At 52.6% G+C, this 21,338-nt stretch carries 16 protein-coding genes, 1 tRNA gene and 2 pseudogenes; 6 read left to right on the forward strand and 13 right to left on the reverse strand.

Annotated elements, in window-relative coordinates:
• Positions 1 to 18: 18 nt before the first annotated feature.
• The 4 genes and pseudogenes from AC1MGT_RS14285 to AC1MGT_RS14300 all read right to left on the reverse strand — a co-directional run.
• A pseudogene (locus AC1MGT_RS14285) lies at positions 19 to 132 on the reverse strand (IS5/IS1182 family transposase); the annotation flags it as partial.
• Between the two features lie 354 nt (positions 133 to 486).
• A complete protein-coding gene (locus tag AC1MGT_RS14290; protein ID WP_499500733.1) occupies positions 487 to 2,409 on the reverse strand; it encodes a DNA primase family protein in 1,923 nt (640 codons plus the stop codon).
• Between the two features lie 391 nt (positions 2,410 to 2,800).
• Positions 2,801 to 3,988, reverse strand: a complete 1,188-nt coding sequence (locus AC1MGT_RS14295; protein WP_499500734.1) for a site-specific integrase — start codon at positions 3,986 to 3,988, stop codon at positions 2,801 to 2,803.
• 208 nt (positions 3,989 to 4,196) lie between these two features.
• A complete protein-coding gene (locus tag AC1MGT_RS14300; RefSeq protein ID WP_499500735.1) occupies positions 4,197 to 4,481 on the reverse strand; it encodes a hypothetical protein in 285 nt (94 codons plus the stop codon).
• Positions 4,482 to 5,151: 670 nt separating this feature from the next.
• Here AC1MGT_RS14300 and AC1MGT_RS14305 point away from each other — a divergent pair.
• A protein-coding gene (locus AC1MGT_RS14305; RefSeq protein ID WP_499500736.1) for an IS3 family transposase occupies positions 5,152 to 6,329 on the forward strand; the annotation gives its coding sequence in 2 pieces (ribosomal slippage) (positions 5,152 to 5,419 and positions 5,419 to 6,329; 1,179 coding nt in all).
• A gap of 200 nt (positions 6,330 to 6,529) precedes the next feature.
• Here the strand turns inward: AC1MGT_RS14305 and AC1MGT_RS14310 are convergent.
• The 5 genes from AC1MGT_RS14310 to AC1MGT_RS14330 form a co-directional block, all read right to left on the reverse strand.
• A complete protein-coding gene (locus tag AC1MGT_RS14310; protein ID WP_499500737.1) occupies positions 6,530 to 6,826 on the reverse strand; it encodes a hypothetical protein in 297 nt (98 codons plus the stop codon).
• A 259-nt stretch (positions 6,827 to 7,085) separates the two neighbouring features.
• Positions 7,086 to 7,823, reverse strand: coding sequence for a hypothetical protein (locus AC1MGT_RS14315; protein WP_499500738.1), 738 nt, complete (start codon positions 7,821 to 7,823; stop codon positions 7,086 to 7,088).
• Positions 7,824 to 7,836: 13 nt separating this feature from the next.
• Positions 7,837 to 9,003 (reverse strand): hypothetical protein, encoded by a 1,167-nt coding sequence (locus AC1MGT_RS14320; protein ID WP_499500739.1) that lies wholly within the window; start codon positions 9,001 to 9,003, stop codon positions 7,837 to 7,839.
• A gap of 387 nt (positions 9,004 to 9,390) precedes the next feature.
• Positions 9,391 to 9,978 (reverse strand): hypothetical protein, encoded by a 588-nt coding sequence (locus AC1MGT_RS14325; protein ID WP_499500740.1) that lies wholly within the window; start codon positions 9,976 to 9,978, stop codon positions 9,391 to 9,393.
• A gap of 102 nt (positions 9,979 to 10,080) precedes the next feature.
• Positions 10,081 to 10,323 (reverse strand): hypothetical protein, encoded by a 243-nt coding sequence (locus tag AC1MGT_RS14330; protein ID WP_499500741.1) that lies wholly within the window; start codon positions 10,321 to 10,323, stop codon positions 10,081 to 10,083.
• Positions 10,324 to 10,521: 198 nt separating this feature from the next.
• On the opposite strand from AC1MGT_RS14330, the gene AC1MGT_RS14335 reads away from it, so the two are divergent.
• The 4 genes and pseudogenes from AC1MGT_RS14335 (at position 10,522) to AC1MGT_RS14350 (ending at position 17,365) form a co-directional block, all read left to right on the forward strand.
• Positions 10,522 to 10,719, forward strand: a complete 198-nt coding sequence (locus tag AC1MGT_RS14335; RefSeq protein ID WP_499504292.1) for a helix-turn-helix domain-containing protein — start codon at positions 10,522 to 10,524, stop codon at positions 10,717 to 10,719.
• A gap of 11 nt (positions 10,720 to 10,730) precedes the next feature.
• Positions 10,731 to 13,112, forward strand: a complete 2,382-nt coding sequence (hsdR, locus tag AC1MGT_RS14340; protein ID WP_499500742.1) for an EcoAI/FtnUII family type I restriction enzme subunit R — start codon at positions 10,731 to 10,733, stop codon at positions 13,110 to 13,112.
• Between the two features lie 24 nt (positions 13,113 to 13,136).
• Positions 13,137 to 14,520 (forward strand): annotated as a pseudogene (locus AC1MGT_RS14345) (type I restriction-modification system subunit M); the annotation flags it as partial.
• Positions 14,521 to 15,430: 910 nt separating this feature from the next.
• Positions 15,431 to 17,365, forward strand: a complete 1,935-nt coding sequence (locus AC1MGT_RS14350) for an AAA family ATPase (protein ID WP_499500743.1) — start codon at positions 15,431 to 15,433, stop codon at positions 17,363 to 17,365.
• 179 nt (positions 17,366 to 17,544) lie between these two features.
• Here AC1MGT_RS14350 and AC1MGT_RS14355 read toward each other — a convergent pair whose 3' ends face one another.
• From AC1MGT_RS14355 to AC1MGT_RS14370, 4 genes are all read right to left on the reverse strand, one after another.
• A complete protein-coding gene (locus tag AC1MGT_RS14355) occupies positions 17,545 to 18,390 on the reverse strand; it encodes a hypothetical protein (RefSeq protein ID WP_499500744.1) in 846 nt (281 codons plus the stop codon).
• Positions 18,390 to 19,217 (reverse strand): hypothetical protein, encoded by an 828-nt coding sequence (locus AC1MGT_RS14360; RefSeq protein WP_499500745.1) that lies wholly within the window; start codon positions 19,215 to 19,217, stop codon positions 18,390 to 18,392. The genes AC1MGT_RS14355 and AC1MGT_RS14360 overlap by 1 nt, the downstream gene beginning before the upstream one ends.
• 368 nt (positions 19,218 to 19,585) lie before the next feature.
• A tRNA-Phe gene (locus AC1MGT_RS14365) sits at positions 19,586 to 19,661 on the reverse strand.
• A 58-nt stretch (positions 19,662 to 19,719) separates the two neighbouring features.
• Positions 19,720 to 20,205 carry an acyl-CoA thioesterase gene (locus AC1MGT_RS14370; protein WP_499500746.1) on the reverse strand — a complete coding sequence of 162 codons (486 nt, stop codon included), beginning with the start codon at positions 20,203 to 20,205 and terminating at the stop codon, positions 19,720 to 19,722.
• 181 nt (positions 20,206 to 20,386) lie between these two features.
• On the opposite strand from AC1MGT_RS14370, the gene epsC reads away from it, so the two are divergent.
• Entirely contained in the window at positions 20,387 to 21,328 is a 942-nt protein-coding gene (gene epsC, locus AC1MGT_RS14375) for a serine O-acetyltransferase EpsC (RefSeq protein ID WP_499500747.1), read from the forward strand.
• Positions 21,329 to 21,338: the final 10 nt, after the last annotated feature.

A 21,338-nucleotide genomic window follows, 5' to 3' on the forward strand; every position in this document is an offset into this window, starting at 1 on the left:
GGACCATAATCGCAGAGTGCCCAGCCGAGTGAAGCGGTTCAGCACGGCAGCGCGTATCTGTAACTCGGCCACCTGACGGTCGAAGTTACGTGCCATGACGCGTTCACCCAGCAGCTTGACACAGCGCATTTGGTTTCAACGCGCTCCTCGTTGTAGGCGTCATTGCACTTGGCCACCGTCCTGCCTGATTCTCCAGCTCGGGTGCTCTGTAGAGACGGCGTCGTCAGTCACCGTGAGCAGCGTGGTTTGAAAAGCCGCACTTGTCCGCTAAGGCAGCTACACCAGTTGCTTCCTATCGAACGAACAGAGCGAAAAATTACGGCCGCTACGCCCGGCCCACCTTCGCCGCAAATTTTGCCGGGTATCACTTGGACGACACGTTCGCGCGCTTTTGCTGGGTATGCATCTGGACCTAACATACCTCAGCGGCGAGATATGCAAGAAAGCTCCCAATGCGCAATTTCGCGCATTGGGAATTTTGAATGATTAATCGTCGGCCATCGAACCTGTCAGTGATTCACGGGTATAACGGTCCGTCTGTGAGTTTTTTGCGACGACCATCCACCTTTTGTCGCCATTTGAAAATCGGCTCTCGAGGTTCAAATTACTCAACTGCTTGCCGAACTTAATGAGATTCAGCTCCGGGAACCGGCATCGCGACGCAAACTGCCGGTATTGCTCGTACAACGCTGCCGGCTTCGTGCCCTTGGCGTCAGCAGTACATGCTTCCTTGATGAAGTAGCGAACGCTGTCCGATTCATCCCTGTATTGGTTTGCGGTCCTGATTGCTGATTCAGGAACGACGAACTCGTCACGCTTAAGCAAGTCCCGCAACGCGTTCGTGGCCAGCACGAGGATGCCGTCGAGCTCGGCCAAGATTTTCTGTTGCAGATGCTTGTCCATATCGTCGCCGTCGAACTTGCGAGTGAGCTCCATGATAATGGCCCTGCGAAAGAAGCCGTCGGTCGTATCCTTCAGATATGGCAGCGAGTTTGTTGCGGCAACGATCCGAACGAATGGCGGGTAGGAGAACGAGGGCTGGAACTTCCGTTCCGCCTCAACCCAGTCGCCTGCCACGATCGCCTTCAGGTAACCATCAGCGATTGTGGCGTCGCTGCTCATTTCATGGCTGATATTGCACAGCTTGCCTTGGAGTTCGGCGCGGACCGATGGGCGACCCATCCGCTCGAGCATCGCATACGACACGTTGTCCTTGCCGAGCAGTGCAGCAAGCGTATTCAGAATCAGCGATTTACCGTTGCCACCGCTGCCGACCAACCATAGGAACTTATGCTGACTAATGTCCGGAATCAGGCAGTAGCCAAACCACTCCAAGATGAACTGGACCCGCACTTCACGATCATCATCGAACTTGAATATATCGTTGAGGGCTGTCATGAAAACCGGTGCAGTTGCGGCCGGATTCCACGTCACATCCATCTTGTTGACGAGATTGTGTTTAGGATCATGGGGCAGCAGCTGTCCGGTCTTCAGATCGAGCGTGCCGTTGTTGAGGCAGAGAAGTCGTCCCCCACGCTTGCTTGTGGGCGCGATATTTTCCACAATCGTGAGGCTCTCCAGGTTTTCAACGATCTGCTTGACGACCCCGATGTTGAGTGACCTGAACGAATCCATGATTCGCTTCTCGACACCAACCTTGCGGCTCAGCGGCTTCCAGTAGCCATCTTCGTAGGCATAAAACTCAAAGTTAAAGAATTTCAGCAGTCCGCTGAAGATCGTGCGGAGAATCTCCTCGGCCAGCTGGCGTGGGCACTGCTTCGAGCTTGAACCGGTCGGCAAGCGGGACGGACGAGGGGCAGCCGCCGCGTCGTCATCGTCATTGTCATCATCGATTTGGCTACAGTCATGGCCGAGATCTCTGAGCACGGCGATAGCGTCGAAGAAGTCGCCGGTCGTCTCCTTATGAAACGTGCCGCCACTCTGTTTAGCAGGGCACGATGGCAAGTAGAATGCCTGCGCGACTGCTTTGGTCTTGGGGTCGATTGCCTCGTCAAATATCTCGTTGAATGCCTCGTGCATTGCAGGCCAAAGTCTGGCCGGGACTGGAGATGCAAATGGGACCACCACGCGGAAGCAGGGTTTTTTAGGCGAATTGCTATGCGTCGATACCATCACCGCACGGCAGCCAAGATCTTGAAGCGTTTCATAAGCCGAGTCCGGGCACTGGCCATCGAAATCAAAGACGCCCATGGAGATTGACACGGCGGCGCTATTGCAGCGCTGCTCACCTTCCCGGAACGTCGTGCCCGAAAACATTGGCCCGTCTTTTTGATTGCGGAGAACGTGCCGCTTCAGATGGACTTCATTGAACTCGTCAAAACCCAGTTCCTGGTACTCGGGCACGGGGACGGTACATTTCTTGAAAAAACTTACTTTGAATTTCAACATTTCGATAGACTCCAAAAAAGAAAAAACCTCCCAACACGCGGCAAACGTGCGGGGAGGCTATTGGTTTTATGATCGGATGTGCCCACCTGGGCACATCCGGTTGTTGCTTAGATCTGCTGAGAGTGATCACGCAAAGGTGGTCATTCCTTGGATGCGAGATAGCTCAGCGGCGGGATGTCAAAAATCCTCCCTATTATCTTGTTCAAAAAAACGCCAAGATGTTTGTTGAGCCTTGGCCTACGTTTCGGCGCGGGAACATTGTTGCCCCGCCGCCGACGTGAGGTATGCGGGTCGAAGCCGGTCTTTAAAAAATCGGGGAAAAAAATACCGCACTATCCGAGGCCAATGCGGGATCGGTTAGTGGGCCGAAACGAGACGGTTGCGACAGTCGTCAAGCCTTTGGTCCGGCTTCACTCGCTCCCCTGTTCTTTGCCTGGGAAAAAATGCTCGAAACCGAAGCTGATGCCTGCCTGAGAACGTCGTTGGCGACGTGTGCATAGCGTTGCGTGGTGCTCGGTGAAGCATGGTCGAGCAACTGCTGTACTTGGAACAGGCTGGCACCCGATGACACTGCGAACGACGCGAATACATGGCGGAGCGAATGGATCCTCAGGTATGGCAAGGCAGCTGCATTCAGGATGCGGGTGAAGGCTTTGCGCGGGTTGTTCAGTGGACGCACTGGGTCGCGGCCTGGGAAGACCCAAGGAATGCCGGGCAAGCGCACGTGACCGCGCAGCAGCTCTACCGCCTCTAGGTTTAGCATCACGTGACGGGTTTTGCCGTTCTTAGTTTTGGGAAGGAACCACAGGGCATTGTCGAGGTCGATGTGTTCCCAACGGGCCTGAAGCGCTTCTTCGCGCCGCGTGCCAGTCAATAGGAGCAGCTTCAGCGCGGCCACTGCCTGGATGTTGGGTTCAGCATCCATAGCTTTGAGCATTTTTTGCAGATCGTCGGGAGACAGCGTCTCGACGCGGGCCTGTGGCTCGCGGAATTTGGCAACACCAACACATGGGTTGCGGTCGATCCGTTCCCAGCTCATCGCCATCTTGAAGAGCTTAGACAGCAGGGCGAGGTGGCGATTGGCGGTTGCAGGGCTATGCGACGTCTTGATCTGTGCGATGTACATTTGCACATCGCGCGTCGAGATATCGCACAATCGGCGCGAACCAAATTTCGGCACGAGATGCAAGCGCAGTTTGGACTCGTCCATGTCCCAACTGGCTTTGTGCTGTTTTGCGTAGGGTAAGTACTCGTCCATGGAGAACTGAGCAAAACTAGGCATCAGCCGCACACGGTCGCGCTGATCGAGGGGATCTACACCGCGATCAATGGCTGCGCGCCACTCAAGAGCCTGCTGCCGGGCTTCCTGAACGCCAATGGCCGGGAATTCGCCGATCTTGGCCTTTTTCCGCTTACGAAAAATCGTGTAGTGGAAGTAGAAGAACTTCCGTTGAGCGGCGCCTGCACTGCAAACGATGCGCAGGCCGGTCACTTCAGAATCGCTGACCTCCTTGGCTTTGCTTGTTGAATCCGGGCCTGGTCCGGCCATGGCCTCGATGGCACGATTTGTGAGTTTCATGAATATTCCTTAAAGATTTTTATAGCCGGTCCGGCGCAGGGAAACTACGCGCAGCGACGGAGTGCTGAAGGGGGGACGGGCGTTCCTGGCGCAACAGTCGCTCAGGAACTTCCGGCACGAGGAAGCGTTGGAAGCCGTACCAAGTATTCCGATGAGTACGGGGAACCAAGCGAGCGAACGGCCCGCTTAGTTCGGTTTGCGTCAAGTACTACTCACGGCAGCTATCGCAATATTCGGTGATCAGATCGATTGCGCAATCGGCCAACATATCAGACCATTCATCGTGCGTGCACAATTGAGCCTCGCAGGCCGTTCGAGTCGCGTGAATGAACGAATGGACGACATGCATGATTTCGTCTGTTCGCAGCACTTGTGCTTTGAGAAGGCGATTGGTAAGTGTTGTCACCTGATCAAAAGCGAACTCTGAAAGTACTTCGTCCACAGGGACCACTTCCATCTTCGGGTTCGACTTATCTTTTTTGCGGTTTGCCATTTTGCTACTCCTGAATAGATGAAGAAGCTGCCTACAAGGGCGCCATAGGCAGATCGAATTTCGGGAGGCTGGGTAATCCTTCCCTATTATCTTGTTCAAGGTTTCGGCAAGGAGCTGTTTGCAGCGGGCCCTATAGAACAGCGGACTGAAGGAAGTACCTCGGCCGTGCCGCGATGTCCTATCGTGTAGGCGGGTCGCGTTGGCCTGAAACCGCCCCGTCCTGCATCTCAGGCGGCAATACGGCGATGTTGACGACTTAGGTGCCCTCTATATTTTCGCTGGCGGCTAATCGAATTTTGGTAGTTCCCGCGACCGGCAGGAACTTTGTTCGCCACTGGGACGAGAGCGACACTAGACTTGTTAGTCCCTTGAACTGGGCAGGACTGGCGCGGTGGCCGTCCTATCAGGCCTTGCACTGCTTGGTTGATTGAAAAGTTCCGGGTATGTGATTCCAAACGTTGAGGTTTGTCCGGCCTATTGCGGGCCAGTCAGGGGAAAACTGCGGCCTGGGCCTCGTACTGCTAATGAAATTTTCTACCTCTTCTCCCCCTGACCAGGATCGAACAAGATCATTGCAGGGGGAGAAGAGGGGGAATTTTTCGGCAGCTGTAGTGGTCTAATGTCTCCGGACACCTCGATAGGTGGATAATTCACCTTCGAAGGAGTTTACATGACCAGGCAGCGCCGCAATTTTGACCCTAGCTTCAAGCTTGAGGTCGTTCGAATGATCACAGAACAAGGCCTCAGCATTTCGCACGTCAGCCAGACGATGGACATTGGCGTTACCGCGATCCGTCGCTGGATGGAACAGTACGAGGCCGAGCAACAAGGCCAGCCAGGCATTGGCAAACCGTTGACGGCTGAGCAGCAGCGAATCCGTCAGTTGGAGCAGGAAAACCGTCAACTTCGTAGTGATGTGGACGTCTTAAAAAAGGCATCGGCCTTCTTTGCCCGCGAGCTCAAATGAGCTATCGGCTCATCGATGAGCTGCAAACGAAGGCCGTACCTGTCGCACAAACCTGTCGTCTCCTTGGTGTTAGCCGGGCTGGATTTTACGAAGCCAAGCGTCGTGCAACTGCGCCGATGTTTTGCAAAGCGAGCGTGCATTTGCGTGCCGCGTTCATGAGCAGCGGCCAAAGTTACGGCAGCCGTCGGCTTGTCACGGCACTGGCCAACAGAGGCCTGCAGGTCGGGCGTTACAAGGTGCGCCGCCTGATGCAACAGGCCTGCCTGAAGCCAGTCTGGAAGCGCAAATTCGTACACACAACCGACAGTAAGCATGCCCTGCCGGTTGCGCCGAACGTCCTTGCCCGACAGTTCAACCCGGCAGCGCCGAATCAGGCTTATGCCTCGGATATCACGTACATCCGTACTGGCGCAGGCTGGCTCTACTTGGCTGTCGTGCTCGACCTGTTCTCGCGCAGAGTCGTGGGCTGGGCAATGGCGCCGAGCATGCCAGCTGCCTTGGTTTGCGATGCCTTGCGTATGGCGATCCAAGCTCGGCGACCAGCGGCCGGACTGGTCGTCCACTCCGACCGCGGCAGCCAATATGCAAGCGACCAGTACCAAGCGTTGTTGACCGAGCATGGCTTCGTTTGCAGCATGAGCCGCAAAGGCAACTGCTGGGATAACGCCGTCGCTGAACGCTTCTTCTTAAATTTAAAGATGGAGCGTGTCTGGCAGCGCAATTATGCGAACCAAGCCGAAGCCAAGCTTGATGTGGCCAACTACATCGTCGGCTTCTACAACTGCGAGCGCTTGCATTCTGTATTGGGCAATCTGCCGCCCAGCGTCTATGAACGCGCAATGGCAGAGAAAGAACTTATCGTTGTGTCCGAAATTACTTGACCACTACAGCTAATGAAATTTTCTACCTCTTCTCCCCCTGACCAGGATCGAACAAGATCATTGCAGGGGGAGAAGAGGGGGAATTTTTCGGCAGCAGTGTGCCAGTCGAGGAAGTTGCGGCGATTGACTTGGCATTGAAATTGGCAGCGGCATTGCGTGCCGCGCCCAAGAGCTTGACCCTATTATCGGCCGCCGTTAGGTCAATATTCTTCTGGCAGTAGCAGCGTAGTGGCCGAACGGTCGGCCTCGGTAATGATCCAAATACGCGCGCCGTCCGGCAATGTGTAGCTCGATAGCAGCCGAGCACGAATGCGCAGGGCATTGGTGTTGGCGACGGCATCATCGGGCGGCACATCGCCCCAGTCTCCTTTCATGTGTCGGGAGATCAGTCGCATTGGCACGACGCCATTCTTTTCGAGGACACTGAGCGCGCCCGGCGTGGCGACGAGATCGCCCAAGGGAAACAGCATAGAATTGCTTTGCGTGGATTGGTTCATAGAAGATCCTTAGAAGGTGAGCGGAAATGGCGAACTCCTACGCCGGCTCAAGATGGTGCGGGGTGCGGGTTCTGCAGGCTTGGGGATATTGTTTTCCGATACGCCCCCAGGATCTTTGGGGTAATCGATTCCGGCTTGGGGTACATAGTTCAGGCTTCCGCGCTTCGGCTTAGGCGTAGGAAGCGTGCTTGTGGCGCGAGGGAAGACCTTGTTTTGCGATGTGGCGTAATCGCAGGCTGGTAGGGTTGCGGAAGTGTGACTAGTAGGTGTACCCGTAGTCCGATAGCTCAGTTCTGATTGCCGAAATTGCAATGTAGTTTGGGTCGGGCGACGCCAAGATGTCGGCGATGCGCAAGTACAGCGTTTCCATCTGTGGAGCCGGATCGGTGGTGTATTCCTCCTTTGACCGATAACCCTCAAGCTCGAGACCCAGCATGTTTTGATTGATCGGGATACTTAACGAGACGAAGAGCTCGGGCTTCAGATCTGCCACCATCGCGGCCAGTCCCGTAACGGTGACGACAAGGCCGTCGCTGATGAGGAAATCGCCGGCGTGATCGGCATCGTCCACGACACAGGCGTCACCTGCATCGGCGGGATCGACAAGTTGGACGCAGTACGAATTCATCTCATTCTGGAAGTACATGGCCGAACGGTGATGCATGGTTGGCACTAGCGGCGACCAAAACGAAATGATTTCCGCGTAGTCTGGTGGCAGATTCGGAGCACCAGAGAATATGACGCCACGCAAATTAGCAGGCATGGAGACATGTTGACGGTATACGGGTTGATCAGCTGGTGTAAGGTGAAGCACCACTTCGGCCTGGGCAGGCAGTTCAGCAAGATGGAGCGCATCGGTGTTGAGGAAGTAGCCTAGCGCGGTCGTCAGGTCGGTTTTGGGTTCGTCGCTTAAGGATACGCGGCTGTAGTAGTCCAGGTCCTTGATGGCGTTGACGGTTGTCATCGCTTCGGCGCTGATAAAGAGTAGAGCTTGCATAGATTGTTTTCCTTTAATCGTTGATGGTGAACCCCCTGCGCAGCAGCTTGATCTTGTGGCGTTGTTCCACGAGGGGGCGATTGACGCTGAACACGCTGACGTCCCGAGCATCGTCTAGCAGATGTGCCTGCTTGGTGTTGATGGCATGCTTGATGGCCTGTTCGCCGACGATGCTGTCAAAGTCAAAATGACCGTTACTGAAAGTGACCCTATCGACGTCGTATTGCGCGCCAGCGATAAATTTCGCCGCGTCGGCTCGCGTGTTCATCAAGATCAGCTGGATTGTTTTTCCGGCCCGAGTCGAATTGCCGAGGAAATAGCGCGGGTAGCTGGTCGCCGACTCCGATACGTCCTTGAAGGTGAAGGCAAACTCACGCCCAAGGATTCGCATCACTTCTGCATCAAGCCCGATCATGTCAATATCGGAATACTCGGGATGTACGCTAGGATTAATTAGATGCTTAACGAAGCCGCCAAATAAATACAAGCGCCGCTCGTTCATGAGGTAGTTGGCGAGACGCTCACCGTCTTGTACGAGGTCATATCCAACGCGATCGTCGGTCGTCAGGTACCGGCTTGCAAGACACAGCGCCTTGGCGACGAAGACTATGCCGCTGTGCCCGAAGGTCAAGCTGCGGAAGTCGAGCGGGAAAATGCTGTTGAGGTTTTCGCGTAGTACTAGGCGCTTGCCCAGTTGGCCGTATAGCGCTGAATACTGTGGCTTTAGCCTGACGAGGGCAGTCGTCGATAGGGGCGGCAGGACCAGCGAGTATTCAATGTCAATCCCCACCCATTCTTGCTGATAGTGACCGATAGTGGCCAGCACATCAGGGTCCAGTGAGATCGATACGTAATCCACGATTCCCTTGAGCTTGGCGACATGCTGAATTTCACGGGTGATGAGGCGGACCTTGAAGCCATGCTCCTTGACGGTCTGAATCATCGCCAGCAATTGCGGTCCGTAGTCTTCAAACTTGTACAGAGGATCGGCACCGCCGCTAATCGTGATAAATGATTTATCACATTGCTTGATGAAGGCTGAAATGTCCTTGGCACTTTGAGCGCCGTGCGGCAGAAGTGGTGAATCGCGCCAGCTGCAGTACGAGCAGACCTTGGCGCAACCGAACCCTTTCTTTTTCCAGTTCACGATGATCGTAAAATTTTGAGATGCTGATTTCATGGCTTGTTCTTTGGAGGTGGGGTATCACGGGTCTTGTTCGCCAAAAGGGGAAATAACCAGACGGCTGAAGCGTGTTGACAAGCGCAACATGAACCCGGTGCTTATCGGCCAATGGACGCGAATTGGTGGTGCACCAGCGGCGCGTCGCCGCCAGGTGTGACGCGACCAAGTTAGGATTGGGGTAGGTGATTGACTGGTCATGATTGAAGCTTCTGGCTGGTAGGTTTAAATGGAAAACGCCCGAAGGTCCATTACGGAGCTTCGGGCGTTCTGTTGGTAAATGACTGGATTCGGAATTGTAGCCGTCGTTGAAGTCGTAATAGAACTTGCAGCCCATGCGTCTGGTGGCGTTCCGCTAGGCGATCTGCGAGGTTGCCCTGCGCAGTGCTATTTTTTGCGCGGGAGGGACAGCGTTTTTGCCTGTTCCTTTTGTTCCGGAGCCTGCGCTGTTTCGAGCCGCTTTTTGTCAGCATCCGTGATACCGACCTCAATCAGCTTTCCCGCTTCGGCAAGCATCGCTTTCTTCCACGCAGGCCAATCCCCGGATCGCACATGCTGCGTTTCTGCCTCAGGCGCTGCTGCTAGCAAACCTTCGTGCCGCAGCACGGCGACCAGAAATCCGGCGTTATTGCTGCTGCGCCCGATGAAGGCTTCCTTGAACGTTTTCGATGGAAAGAGCTTGGCCGACGCTGTCGGGTCCAGGCACGCTTCAATCTTGGAGATTTCCACATGTTCTTTGCTGAAGTAGCCGCCGCCCTTGTTGCCGGTGATGGCGATGAAAAGCAGTTGACGTTCAACGTCAGCAAGCACGTTGTAGTTGATGCTGCCTTCGGCACGTGCGCCCAGCTTGGGGGCCGTGCCGCCCTTGAGCAGCCAGAACGATTGCGTGTCGGCGGCTTCTTGAGTGCTCGTGTCGGCGGGCATTAATGATTCGGGTATCGTCGGGGATGTATCTGGGGGGTTTATCTTCGTCATGTTGATCTCATGTTGTATGTCGATTCGTCAGAACGCAAAAATCCCCATGACTTCGCGGTCATGGGGATTCAGGTGGTCTTGGGATGTTGGAATACGGGTCGGTCAGCGCCGGTACTTGAGCGAGAAGGCTAGGTCCAGGCTGCGCGGCAGCAAAGTCTGTTTGATTACGATTGCGCCTGCGTGGTTGGTTCGCGTATTGGTCGAAGGGGTGTTGGCGTTCTTGCTTGACCACTGCCAGGTCGGTCTTGCGGTGATGTCTATCATTGTTGAAATTTCCTTTTCTTCGTCGGTATGAAAAGCCCTTAGGCCTGTACCAGGCTTCGGGCCTTGGTCGGGCACGACCATGAAAATCATATATGCATGAAATTTTTGCCAATGTCGAAACACGGCGCGTGATTTTTGTCAAAAGTTCATCATGTCAGCCCTAATCAGGCGAAACCGGTTCTATTCGACTCTAATCATGCAAAGCCGAATTTACATGTGGCAAAAGATGTGCGACCATGGTTACAGTTGAAATATCGTGCAAATTCATGGGGCGACGTCATGGGCGGTCGGTGGTTGTCTGTAGAGGAAATCGGCGAGTACCTTGGTGTCAGCAAGGACACTGTGTATGCGTGGATCAGTAAGCGGAATATGCCTGCACATCGCATCGGTCGTCTTTGGAAGTTCAAGACTGAGGAGATCGACGAATGGGTCCGGTCCGGTGGTGCGGCTGAGAGCGGAAGTCGAGACAATAATTGAAAGATATCTCAATGGACAAACGCCAGCTGAGTGAGCGCGACATTTGCACTAAATTCATTACACCAGCGCTGGAGCGCGCGGGGTGGGATATCGCGACTCAAGTACGTGAAGAGTTTTCAATTACCAAAGGACGAATTATTGTCCGTGGCAAGTTGCATACTCGCGCACAAAACAAGCGTGCTGACTACGTATTGTTCCACAAGCCCAATATGCCGATCGCGATTATAGAGGCTAAGGATAATAAGCACTCCCTTGGCGATGGAATGCAACAGGGTCTTGGTTATGCCGAGATGTTGCAAGTGCCTTTCGTCTTTAGCAGTAATGGCGATGGTTTTCTTTTTCACAACAAAATCGCCAAAGATGGCGTCATCGAACGCGAATTGGCTCTTCACGAGATCCCTAGCCCCGACAAGCTTTGGCAATGTTGGTCTGAACACCTTGGCCTAAGTACCGCACAGAGCGAGCTGATTTCTCAGGATTACTACAGTGATGGCAGCAATAAATCGCCTCGATACTACCAATTGCTCGCGATCAATAAATCCATCGAAGCCATTGCCAAAGGCCAGAATCGCATCCTGCTGGTCATGGCCACTGGTACTGGCAAGACCTACACCGCATTTCAGATAATTTGGCGATTGTGGAAGTCAAAAGCTAAAAAACGCATTCTGTTTCTGGCGGATCGCAACATCTTAGTCGATCAGACCATGACTAACGATTTCAAGCCGTTTGGCTCGGCCATGACCAAAATCAAGAAGCGACAGGCCAATAAGTCGTATGAGATTTACTTGTCCCTATACCAAGCAGTCACCGGCATAGATGAAGAAAGCAACATCTACAAGCAATTCAGCCGTGATTTTTTTGACTTGATCGTAATCGACGAATGCCATCGCGGTAGCGCGGCAGCAGATTCCGCCTGGCGTGAAATTCTTGAATATTTTTCTGCCGCGACGCAGGTTGGCCTGACCGCAACGCCGAAAGAAACTAAAGAAGTCTCCAATATCGATTACTTTGGCGTTCCGATATACACGTACTCGCTGCGCCAAGGCATCGACGATGGCTTTCTTGCGCCCTACAAGGTCGTACGCATCGATCTGGATAAAGACCTTACCGGCTGGCGCCCCGACAAGGGCATGGTTGATAAGAACGGTAACGAAATTGAAGATCGCATCTACAACCAGCGCGACTTTGATAAAAACCTCGTACTAGAAAAGCGTACGGAGTTGGTCGCTAAGAAAATTAGCGACTTCCTCAAGCAAACCAATCGATTCGATAAAACCATCGTTTTCTGCGACAACATTGATCACGCCGAACGGATGCGACAAGCACTTGCAAATGAAAATGCAGATCTCGTCGCCCAGAATTACAAGTACATCATGCGCATCACCGGCGATAACGAAGAAGGCAAAGCCGAGCTCGATAACTTTATATTCCCTGAATCAAAGTACCCGGTCATTGCGACCACCTCCAAATTGATGACCACGGGCGTAGACGCACAAACCTGCAAACTCATCGTGCTGGATCAGCGCATCCAGTCCATGACCGAGTTCAAACAGATTATCGGTCGGGGCACGCGCATCAACGAGGATTACGACAAGTACTACTTCACCATCATCGATTTCAAGAAGGCAACCGAACTGTTCGCGGACCCGGATTTCGACGGTGATCCGGTGCTGATTTACGAGCCCAAGGGGGATGAGTCGCCTGTGCCGCCCGATGACGAGGCAAGCCCACAAACCGACGATGGATTCACCTACCCGCTGGCAGAAGAATCTCCTTGGTTGGGCGTAGCCGAGCCGCGCTCGGGTGAAGAAGGAAGTGGCATTCGCCGCTATGTTGTCGCAAATGTCGAAGTTAAAGTTGCATCCGAGCGGGTGCAGTACTTCGATGCCAACGGAAAACTGATTACCGAATCACTCAAGGATTACACACGTAAAGCTATTGCCAAAGAATTCCGCTCCATGGATGATTTTCTGCGACGCTGGAACGATACTGAAAAAAAGCAAGCCATCATCGACGAATTGGCAAATGAAGGGATTTTCTTTGAGGCTCTGGCTGAAGAAATAGGTCGCCAGTCTGACAAAGAATTCGACCCCTTCGATTTGGTTTGCCATGTAGCTTGGGGGCGACCGCCGCTTACGCGCAAAGAGCGTGCCGAACAGGTCACAAAGCGCGATTACTTCACCCGCTACGGCAAGCAGGCACAGCGTGTGTTGCAGGCATTGCTCCAAAAATATTCAGACGAGGGCGTTGGCTCGATTGAGGACACACAAATTCTTACCATCGCGCCGTTCACCAGCTTTGGTACCCCTATCGAAATTATTCGAGCTTTTGGCGGGCTGGATCAGTACCAGCATGCAGTGCACGAACTTGAACTAGCGCTCTATCGCGCGTAACAATCACTTATTGGAATTTCGTTTATGTCTATCGGTACCCTAATAAAAACAATTCAAGACATCATGCGCAAAGACGTCGGCGTTGATGGCGACGCCCAGCGGATCAGCCAGATCGTCTGGCTGCTATTCCTAAAAATCTTTGACGATAAAGAGCAGGAATGGCAACTCACCATCTCTGGTTACAAGTCGCCATTGCAGAGCCGTTTTCGCTGGTGTAATTGGGCTAAGAACGCTGAGGGAATTACCGGGGACGAACTTATTGAATTTGTAAACAATGAGCTTTTTCCCTCACTCAAGAAACTCGCAACCACCGCTGGTGTGTCTGCAAGAGGAAAGGTTGTTGGCTCTGTATTTGAGGATGCTTACAACTATATGAAATCTGGAACTCTGTTGCGGCAGGTGATCAACGCGATTGAAGGTGATGTCGATTTCAACTCATCTTCAGATCGACATTTGTTCAACGACATTTACGAAAAAATACTTGCGGATCTACAGTCGGCAGGAAATGCTGGCGAGTACTACACTCCACGTGCGGTCACCCAGTTCATGGTAGACATTCTTAACCCGCGACTTGGAGAGAGCGTTCTTGACCCGGCCTGTGGTACGGGCGGTTTTCTTACTTGCTCGATAGAGTATATGAAGGCACAAGTCAGGACAGCTGCGGACCGTACAATATTGCGAGACTCTATCCATGGGGTGGAAAAGAAACCGTTGCCGCATATGCTAGCTATGACCAACCTCATGTTGCATGGCATCGATGTACCTAGTAACGTCCGGCACGATAACACTTTGGGTCGTCCGCTAAAGGATTATGGGCCAAAAGACCGCGTTGACATCATTCTGACTAATCCGCCATTTGGAGGCATGGAAGAAGACGGGATTGAGAACAACTTCCCGCGCAAGTATCAGACTCGCGAAACCGCCGACCTGTTCATGGCATTGATCATGCATCTACTCAAACATGACACCGGGCGTGCTGCAGTGGTACTTCCTGATGGGTTCCTGTTTGGCGAGGGGGCCAAAACTACGCTTAAGCGTGAGTTGTTAGAAGAATTCAACTTGCACACAATCGTTCGTCTCCCAAGAGGAGTTTTCGCTCCTTATACCAGCATTTCAACAAACATTTTGTTTTTTGAGAAGGGCGCGCCGACAAAAGACGTCTGGTTTTTCGAGCACCCATATCCTGATGGGTACAAGAGCTACTCACGTTCTAAACCACTCACAATTGATGAGTTTTCGTTGGAGAAGTCATGGTGGGGAGGGGCTAAGCGTCATGGGCGAAAAAACACAAAACATGCATGGAAGGTTTCTGTAGAGGATATCGCGGCGAAAAATTATAATCTCGATTTGGCTGGCAAGAATCCGCACATGGAGTCGGTGGATCACGGTGATCCTGATGACTTACGAGTGGATTATGAAGATGCAGCTGGCCGGGTGCGGGATACGTACGGCCAACTGAAAGTCAATCTTATAACGGCAGTTTCAGGTCGGGAGAAATCTTTACTAGAGCGGCATTTCGACACATCTTTTGCAGCGCCCGATGGAATTAGAAAATTGCGTGAACTGATACTCACGTTGGCTATGCAAGGTAAGCTAGTGTTGCAAGATGCGCTTGACCAGCCAGCGGAGGAAATGCTGGAAAAGATTAGATCTGCGCGAGCGCGACAAGTAAAGGCAGGCAAAGCCAAACCTATTAAGCCATTTTTGCCTATCGCAGCCGAGGAATCCCTAAATCCTCTGCCTCACAGCTGGAAATGGGTACGCCTTGGCGAGATCGCTGCATATAACGGGCGGGATAACATTAATCCTGAAGATATTGAGCCCGACACCTGGTTATTGGATTTGGAGGACATTGAAAAAACGACGTCAAAACTTTTATACAGAGCTTGCTATGCGGAAAGGCAGTCAAAATCGACAAAATCGACATTTAAGCGAGGCGATGTTCTCTACGGAAAGTTGCGACCTTATTTAGATAAGGTTTTATTGGCGGAAGAGGACGGTGTCTGCACAACAGAAATTGTCCCCATTGTGCCATACGATGTAGTTGATGGAAAATTCCTGAGATGGTTGCTGAAACGTCCAGCATTTCTTTTGCACGTCAATTCATTGATGTATGGTGTAAAAATGCCACGCTTAGGCACTGAAGATGCAAATAATAGCGTTCACCCACTGCCGCCATTAAAGGAGCAATTGCGAATCGTCGAGAAAATCGATCTCCTTATGGCCATATGTGACACTCTAGAACAGCAAATGATATCTGCAACTAATGTTCAAACTGCATTGTTAAATGCGTTGCTCGCGCAGGTTGGTGAGGAAACATGCGCTTAAAATCAGTTTATGTAAGTCAATACAAGAATCTAAAGGATTTCGCGCTCAGCCTCGATGCAGCGAGTTTCATAGATGTTTTCGTAGGAAAGAACGGCAGCGGGAAGTCGAATCTGTTCGAGGCACTAATTGAGATATTTCGCCATCTTGATCAGCTGGGACTTCCCACGAACGAAATTGCATTCGATTATCGCCTAAATTATGAAATTAACGGACAAGATACCGAAATCGAATGGAAGGCGGGCAAGTTACGTATAAACAATGAAGAAGACCGTAAGACACTGGGGCAGACACCGTTCCCAGACAATGTACTCATCTATTATTCTGGGCACAACAATACGGTGTCCGATTTGGTTCGGGACTATGAAGCTAAATTTCGCAACCGTATTAAGTCTGCGGATTTGCAAGATTCCCGTCGCTTCATCGGCATCGGGCAGGAATATAAGGCGCTTCTGTTGGCGATGCTGCTGGTGCAGCCAGCAGACGGAAGGGCACACACGTTCATTCGCCAAAAGCTTGGGATAGAAAGACTTGGTATTGCTAAACCTGGCACTGAGGAAGCATCAGAGTCAGTACTTAAAATCGATTTGAAACGGCCCGATTATGCACGAGGTAGCGAAAAGGAAAAATATGATGTTGATCCCTTGGAGAGTGAATCTCGGTATTGGCGGCCAATCGGTATAACAAAAGACTTTCTCGACATTCTTGGTAGTTGCAGTTGGAGTAATACAAAGGATTTAACGGTCACGGAAGGTTACCTTCCGAATGAGGATCGCTACGTTCTTTATCTGTCAATCGACAAACTGCAAGGGATATTCGTCGGAAAATGGCAGGAGCTTTTTCGCCAGTTCGACAACTTGAAAACATTAGGAATGTTGGATGCCATTTCTGTGCCACTTCGACTTACTTCTGGTTTGGAAGGAAACGTCGGCCATTTTAGTGACGGTCAGTTTCAGTCGGTCTACATTTATTCCATAGTTGAACTTTTCAAAGATCGTAATTGTCTAGTATTACTTGATGAACCCGATGCATTCCTCCACCCAGAGTGGCAATTCGATTTTTTACGTCAAGTCTTTGAGATTACCGGCACCACTCATACGAACAATCACGTTCTGATGAGTAGCCACAGTGCTGCGACTTTGCTTCCATTGGCCGAGCAGCGAATCAGCTTCTTTAAAATTGAAAATTCTATCGTCTCTTGTTCTAAACGAACAAAAAAAGAAATAATACATGAGCTCTCAGATAGTTTTATTCAATACTCTGAAGATGAGAGCAAGCTCCTTATCGATAATGTAATACGTTCGTCGCAACGTCCAATTTTGTTTGTCGAAGGTCCATCTGATGTAAGCATTTTGAATGCGGCGTTTAGGAAGCTTTATCCCCAGGAGGATATTCCGATTCTGATTCAAGACGCCTTTGACCGAGGCTTCGTCAAGATACTGTTATCCAGAAACGAAATATTTAAAACGTACCCTGACAAGCAGTTCTTTGCATTGTTTGACTTCGATGATGCCTATGACGACTGGCGAAGTTTGGGGGGCGAACATCAAATTACCGATATCAGTCAAGGGCTTTGCAGAAAGCTGACGGGGAAAAATGCTCATGCATTTCTCTTACCGGTGCCTGACAACGCACTTAAAGCCCAAGTTTGGGATGATACGAATCCCAATGAAAAAATTAGACCCAATCCTTATCTCGGCATTGAGCATCTCTTTTGGGGTGTAGACGGGCTTGCTGACTGGTTTCGTACGGATGAGAAAACGGCAAACATTAGCTTTAAGGGGGACAAATACAAGGTTAAGTTTGCTAAAGATATCGTCCCGAGCTTAGATGCGGCTTGTTTTGAAGTCTTTCGCCCAATGTTCGATTTCATTAGATTGAAATGTAATACTGTGGCGATATCCGATTTGACGAGCCAGACAATGTAGGCCAAGGTGGCGGGAGTGTACCGGACCGGAGGGGGGCGTGTTCCGGAAACAAAAACGCCAACTTGCATGAGTTGGCGCTTAGTAAGGGATCTCCTTAGTCGCCCGGGGGCGGAATCGAACCACCGACGCAAGGCTTTTCGAGCATAAGCCCTCGGTGTCGCATTTCATCCCCCTCTAGTTTACGTCAAGGCCCAATTTTGAATTTTCAATGCCACTGCTGAAGGGTCCTGGTCGTAAAATGGAGTTACTCCGGCAGACTCTATTTCGTTTAGCAGATCCAATGTCTTCCTTGTCGTCACGATTTCTGTCGAGGTCGTTGCCTCCGGAAGTACGACAAAGAGTGCGGGTTGGGTCTGCAGACGAGAAAGTCTATGGGCAATGTTGACCTGCAGCATAGACGAGTGAATATGAGTGTGCACTGTCGAGAAGGACGCATACCTCGCGGACACAATATTCCCGTAACTTCGACCATTAGTGAGGCCGATCTGTAGACTTTTATTCGCTATAGTGATAGAACGTCCGGGAATAAAGGGATTTGGATTATTTTGGATGGATTTTATTGTCCGGATCATTGTCGCGTATGCCCAATCGTCATCCATTGGACTTTCTCTGTGCTGAACATCAGCCCAAATTGCCCCCGCTTGTCGCTTTAGTAGGGTCGTCAATTCCATACTGACGTCATGAGTGGCTAGGTAGCCACAAGGAACGATTCGCAGATGAGGGCTGCCGCTATCGAGTGACTGTAGCGCATTTTGAAACGTAGAGCGAATCGCTATCTCAGAGCCGTCGAAGAGTTCGCGGGTATCTGAAGCGGTTATGGCATCACCGTACAGGTGACTTAGCTTAGAGAGAGAAGGAAGCCAACTCAAATGCGGTTCTACATCGCCATTTATTGCAGCAGCTACCCCTACAATGAATTCTTGTTGGCTTCCTAGGTCAGGACGAAATGCGATTGTTGCCCACTCACCAGTTAATAGCGGCTCTGCTGATGGCGTCGCTCGTTTCAAAAGTTCCAGAAAATTCATTAAATTAGCCTTTCGCAACTAGTTGCAAACGTGGGTCCTGTTGCGCGCTCTTTCATATACCCAATGATGCAATCGATTTCGTCTGAAACAAGCAAGCCTGGTAATATTGATGAAATTTCGACCAAGATGCCAATCCAGTCATTCTGCGCTTTTTCGTACTCCATGATTGCAGCTGCTCGCCAGGCAGCAAGTCTAGAGCCGTTAAGATTGCCCTGTGCAAGCAATGACAACTCATTCCTAACATTTCGTTCCGGCCAGGAGGTATGCCAATACTTTCCGCCTCCAACGCATCCCTGATCTATTGCTAAATATTTCAGGTCATCTTCGTATAAGAAATTTCCCTCGTGTCTATCATTGTTGCCTGTTACATGGTCAACGGTGGTTAAACGAATGCAGAACGGACTACTGTAGAACGTCTCACTTTGCTTTTTCGAAAAACTAGACAGTCTTCGGATATATCGAAAAGGTCGGGAACTTGCTTCAAAAGACGTGATCCAGCAAGCAGCGAGCCCGGTAACCGGATCGATATAATCACTGAGATCGTTTTTTAGGTCCGGAAGTTCGTGTTCAGACAGAAGTAGTACGCCACATTTTTTTGGTTGCCGAACCCCTCGGAGAGCGTTTACCATGTAACCGATCGTTTCGTTTGCTACCCCACAACTACTAGTTTCGTAGAGCTTTACGACGACGTCTTCGGCTTCATCGCAATCAGGCCAAACTACGCGGCCGACGAAAATTGGTTGAGCGGCGGCGCTTGCGCCCGCTAAGAGTTCTCCCAAGTGTGCAGAAAAGCCGCGATAAGAGTCAGAGGTTAGGATTGTTATCATGTTAGGTGGTCTTCTCGCATTTTTGTCCCCAAGGGTACCGTTGACGAAGTGTATGCGTCCACAAGAATTTATACGCCAGTCAGGAATCGGCGCCCAAAGGGTATCGGTGTGAGCTCAAGCTGGTCGGCCTCAAGCCCGGCCAGGTGATCGGCGACTGGCGCGACAGCAGCGACGGCCTGGGCGGCAGCAGCTATTCGTACAACCTTCCAACAGGCCTGCGGCCGCCCGATCTCGTACCAGATCGTCGATCGCCGTCCGGGCGATATCGCCACACGAGGCACACCGGAAATAGAGCGGACGCAAGGACTGCGAACCTGAGAAACAAAAACGCCAACCTGCATGGGTTGGCGTTTTGCTTGGGATGTACTTGGTGGCCCGGGGCGGAATCGAACCACCGACACAAGGATTTTCAATCCTCTGCTCTACCAACTGAGCTACCAGGCCAAGAGCGCGCAATTATAGCAGCGTTTTTGGCAAGCAGACAATCCTTCCGCGCCGATCCTCAACCCTTGCTGCTGATCCGCTGCGCATGATCCCGCTCGAGCGCCAGGCGCAGGTCGCGCCGGCCTTTGGCTTCCTCGAAGCGGCGCACTTCATCCGGTGTCGACGGAACCAGCGGTGGAATCGAAGCCGGCTTCTTGTCGTCGCCCACCGCCACCATCGTGAAGAAGCAGCTGTTCACGTGCCGCACGGCCTTGCTGCGGATGTCCTCGGCAATCACCTTGATCCCGATTTCCATCGAGCTGCGGCCGGTATAGTTTACCGCAGCCAGAAAAGTCACCAGTTCACCGACGTGGATCGGCTGGCGGAAGGTCACCTGGTCGACGCTCATCGTCACCACATAGCGCCCGGCGTAGCGGCTGGCGCAGGCGTAGGCTGCCTGGTCGAGCAGTTTCAGGATGGTGCCGCCGTGGACATTGCCGGAGAAATTGGCCGTGTCGGGCGTCATCAGCACTGTCATGCTGAGCTGGTGGGAGGGCAGGTTCATGGTTGCAATCAATACAAGTGGCTGGGCGAGTGCTGATGTTGCCTTAGAAACTGCCGCGCGGCAAGGTCAGCCGTGGCCGTCTGCGATCTGCTGACCCGGCGAAAAAATAGTCTGACAAACGCGCTGACCGAAATACCCATAAAATCGTGGCATCACCATGCAAACCCGCTAGGCTCGGCAAATGAACAGCGAACTCCCATACCAAGGTGGATCGGTGCAATGGCACCTTGGTCCCGTTATCGATGCATTGCGCACGTCGCGCGAATCGACCCACAATATCCGGCACCACGGGCGCGTGCGCGAGCTGCCGTCGCGCGACGTGCTGCGCCAGATCGTCGATGGCCTGTCGGCCGCGCTGTTTCCCACGCATTACGGGCGCCCCGACCTGAATGACGAGAGCATCGACTACTACGTCGCCGATACGCTCAACGTCGCACTCGATCGCCTGGTCGAGCAGGTACGGCGCGCGCTGCGGTTTTCGCCGGCGGCGCCGTCCGAACTGACCGGTGCCGACGCCCAGCGTGAAGACCTCGTGCTGGCCGAGCGCGCCCGCGCGATCACGCGCGAGTTCGCGGCCCGCCTGCCTGACTTGCGCGCATTGCTGGTGTCGGACGTGCAGGCCGCGCTTGCAGGCGATCCGGCTGCCACGTCAGTGGCCGAAATCATGCTGTGCTATCCCGGCACCATCGCCATCCTGTACCACCGCATCGCGCATTGCCTGACGCGCCTGGGCGTGCCGTTCCTGGCGCGCGTGGTGGCCGACATCGGCCACTCGCTCACCGGCATCGACATCCACCCCGGCGCGCAGATCGGCGGCAGCTTCTTCATCGACCACGGCACCGGCGTCGTGATCGGCGAGACCGCGATCCTCGGCGAGCGCGTGCGGCTGTACCAGGCGGTCACGCTGGGCGCCAAGCGCTTCCCGGTCGACGACAGCGGCGCCCTCGTCAAGGGCATTCCACGGCATCCGATCGTCGAGGACGATGTCGTCATCTATGCCGGCGCCACCATCCTGGGCCGGATCACCATCGGCGCCGGGTCGACCATCGGCGGTAATGTCTGGCTCACGCAGAGCGTCCCGCCGGGCAGCAACGTGTCGCAGGCGCAGATGCGTAATACCTGAGCAGCAGGCG

Source organism: Telluria sp. BA11 (assembly GCF_056680305.1).

What these genes read in the sequence shown, in the direction of transcription:
- AC1MGT_RS14290 (WP_499500733.1), bottom strand. Translation starts at nt 2,409, where the DNA reads ATGTTGAAATTCAAAGTAAGTTTTTTCAAGAAATGTACCGTCCCCGTG.
- AC1MGT_RS14295 (WP_499500734.1), bottom strand. Translation starts at nt 3,988, where the DNA reads ATGAAACTCACAAATCGTGCCATCGAGGCCATGGCCGGACCAGGCCCG.
- AC1MGT_RS14300 (WP_499500735.1), bottom strand. Translation starts at nt 4,481, where the DNA reads ATGGCAAACCGCAAAAAAGATAAGTCGAACCCGAAGATGGAAGTGGTC.
- AC1MGT_RS14310 (WP_499500737.1), bottom strand. Translation starts at nt 6,826, where the DNA reads ATGAACCAATCCACGCAAAGCAATTCTATGCTGTTTCCCTTGGGCGAT.
- AC1MGT_RS14315 (WP_499500738.1), bottom strand. Translation starts at nt 7,823, where the DNA reads ATGCAAGCTCTACTCTTTATCAGCGCCGAAGCGATGACAACCGTCAAC.
- AC1MGT_RS14320 (WP_499500739.1), bottom strand. Translation starts at nt 9,003, where the DNA reads ATGAAATCAGCATCTCAAAATTTTACGATCATCGTGAACTGGAAAAAG.
- AC1MGT_RS14325 (WP_499500740.1), bottom strand. Translation starts at nt 9,978, where the DNA reads ATGACGAAGATAAACCCCCCAGATACATCCCCGACGATACCCGAATCA.
- AC1MGT_RS14330 (WP_499500741.1), bottom strand. Translation starts at nt 10,323, where the DNA reads ATGGTCGTGCCCGACCAAGGCCCGAAGCCTGGTACAGGCCTAAGGGCT.
- AC1MGT_RS14335 (WP_499504292.1), top strand. Translation starts at nt 10,522, where the DNA reads ATGGGCGGTCGGTGGTTGTCTGTAGAGGAAATCGGCGAGTACCTTGGT.
- hsdR (WP_499500742.1), top strand. Translation starts at nt 10,731, where the DNA reads ATGGACAAACGCCAGCTGAGTGAGCGCGACATTTGCACTAAATTCATT.
- AC1MGT_RS14350 (WP_499500743.1), top strand. Translation starts at nt 15,431, where the DNA reads ATGCGCTTAAAATCAGTTTATGTAAGTCAATACAAGAATCTAAAGGAT.
- AC1MGT_RS14355 (WP_499500744.1), bottom strand. Translation starts at nt 18,390, where the DNA reads ATGAATTTTCTGGAACTTTTGAAACGAGCGACGCCATCAGCAGAGCCG.
- AC1MGT_RS14360 (WP_499500745.1), bottom strand. Translation starts at nt 19,217, where the DNA reads ATGATAACAATCCTAACCTCTGACTCTTATCGCGGCTTTTCTGCACAC.
- AC1MGT_RS14370 (WP_499500746.1), bottom strand. Translation starts at nt 20,205, where the DNA reads ATGAACCTGCCCTCCCACCAGCTCAGCATGACAGTGCTGATGACGCCC.
- epsC (WP_499500747.1), top strand. Translation starts at nt 20,387, where the DNA reads ATGAACAGCGAACTCCCATACCAAGGTGGATCGGTGCAATGGCACCTT.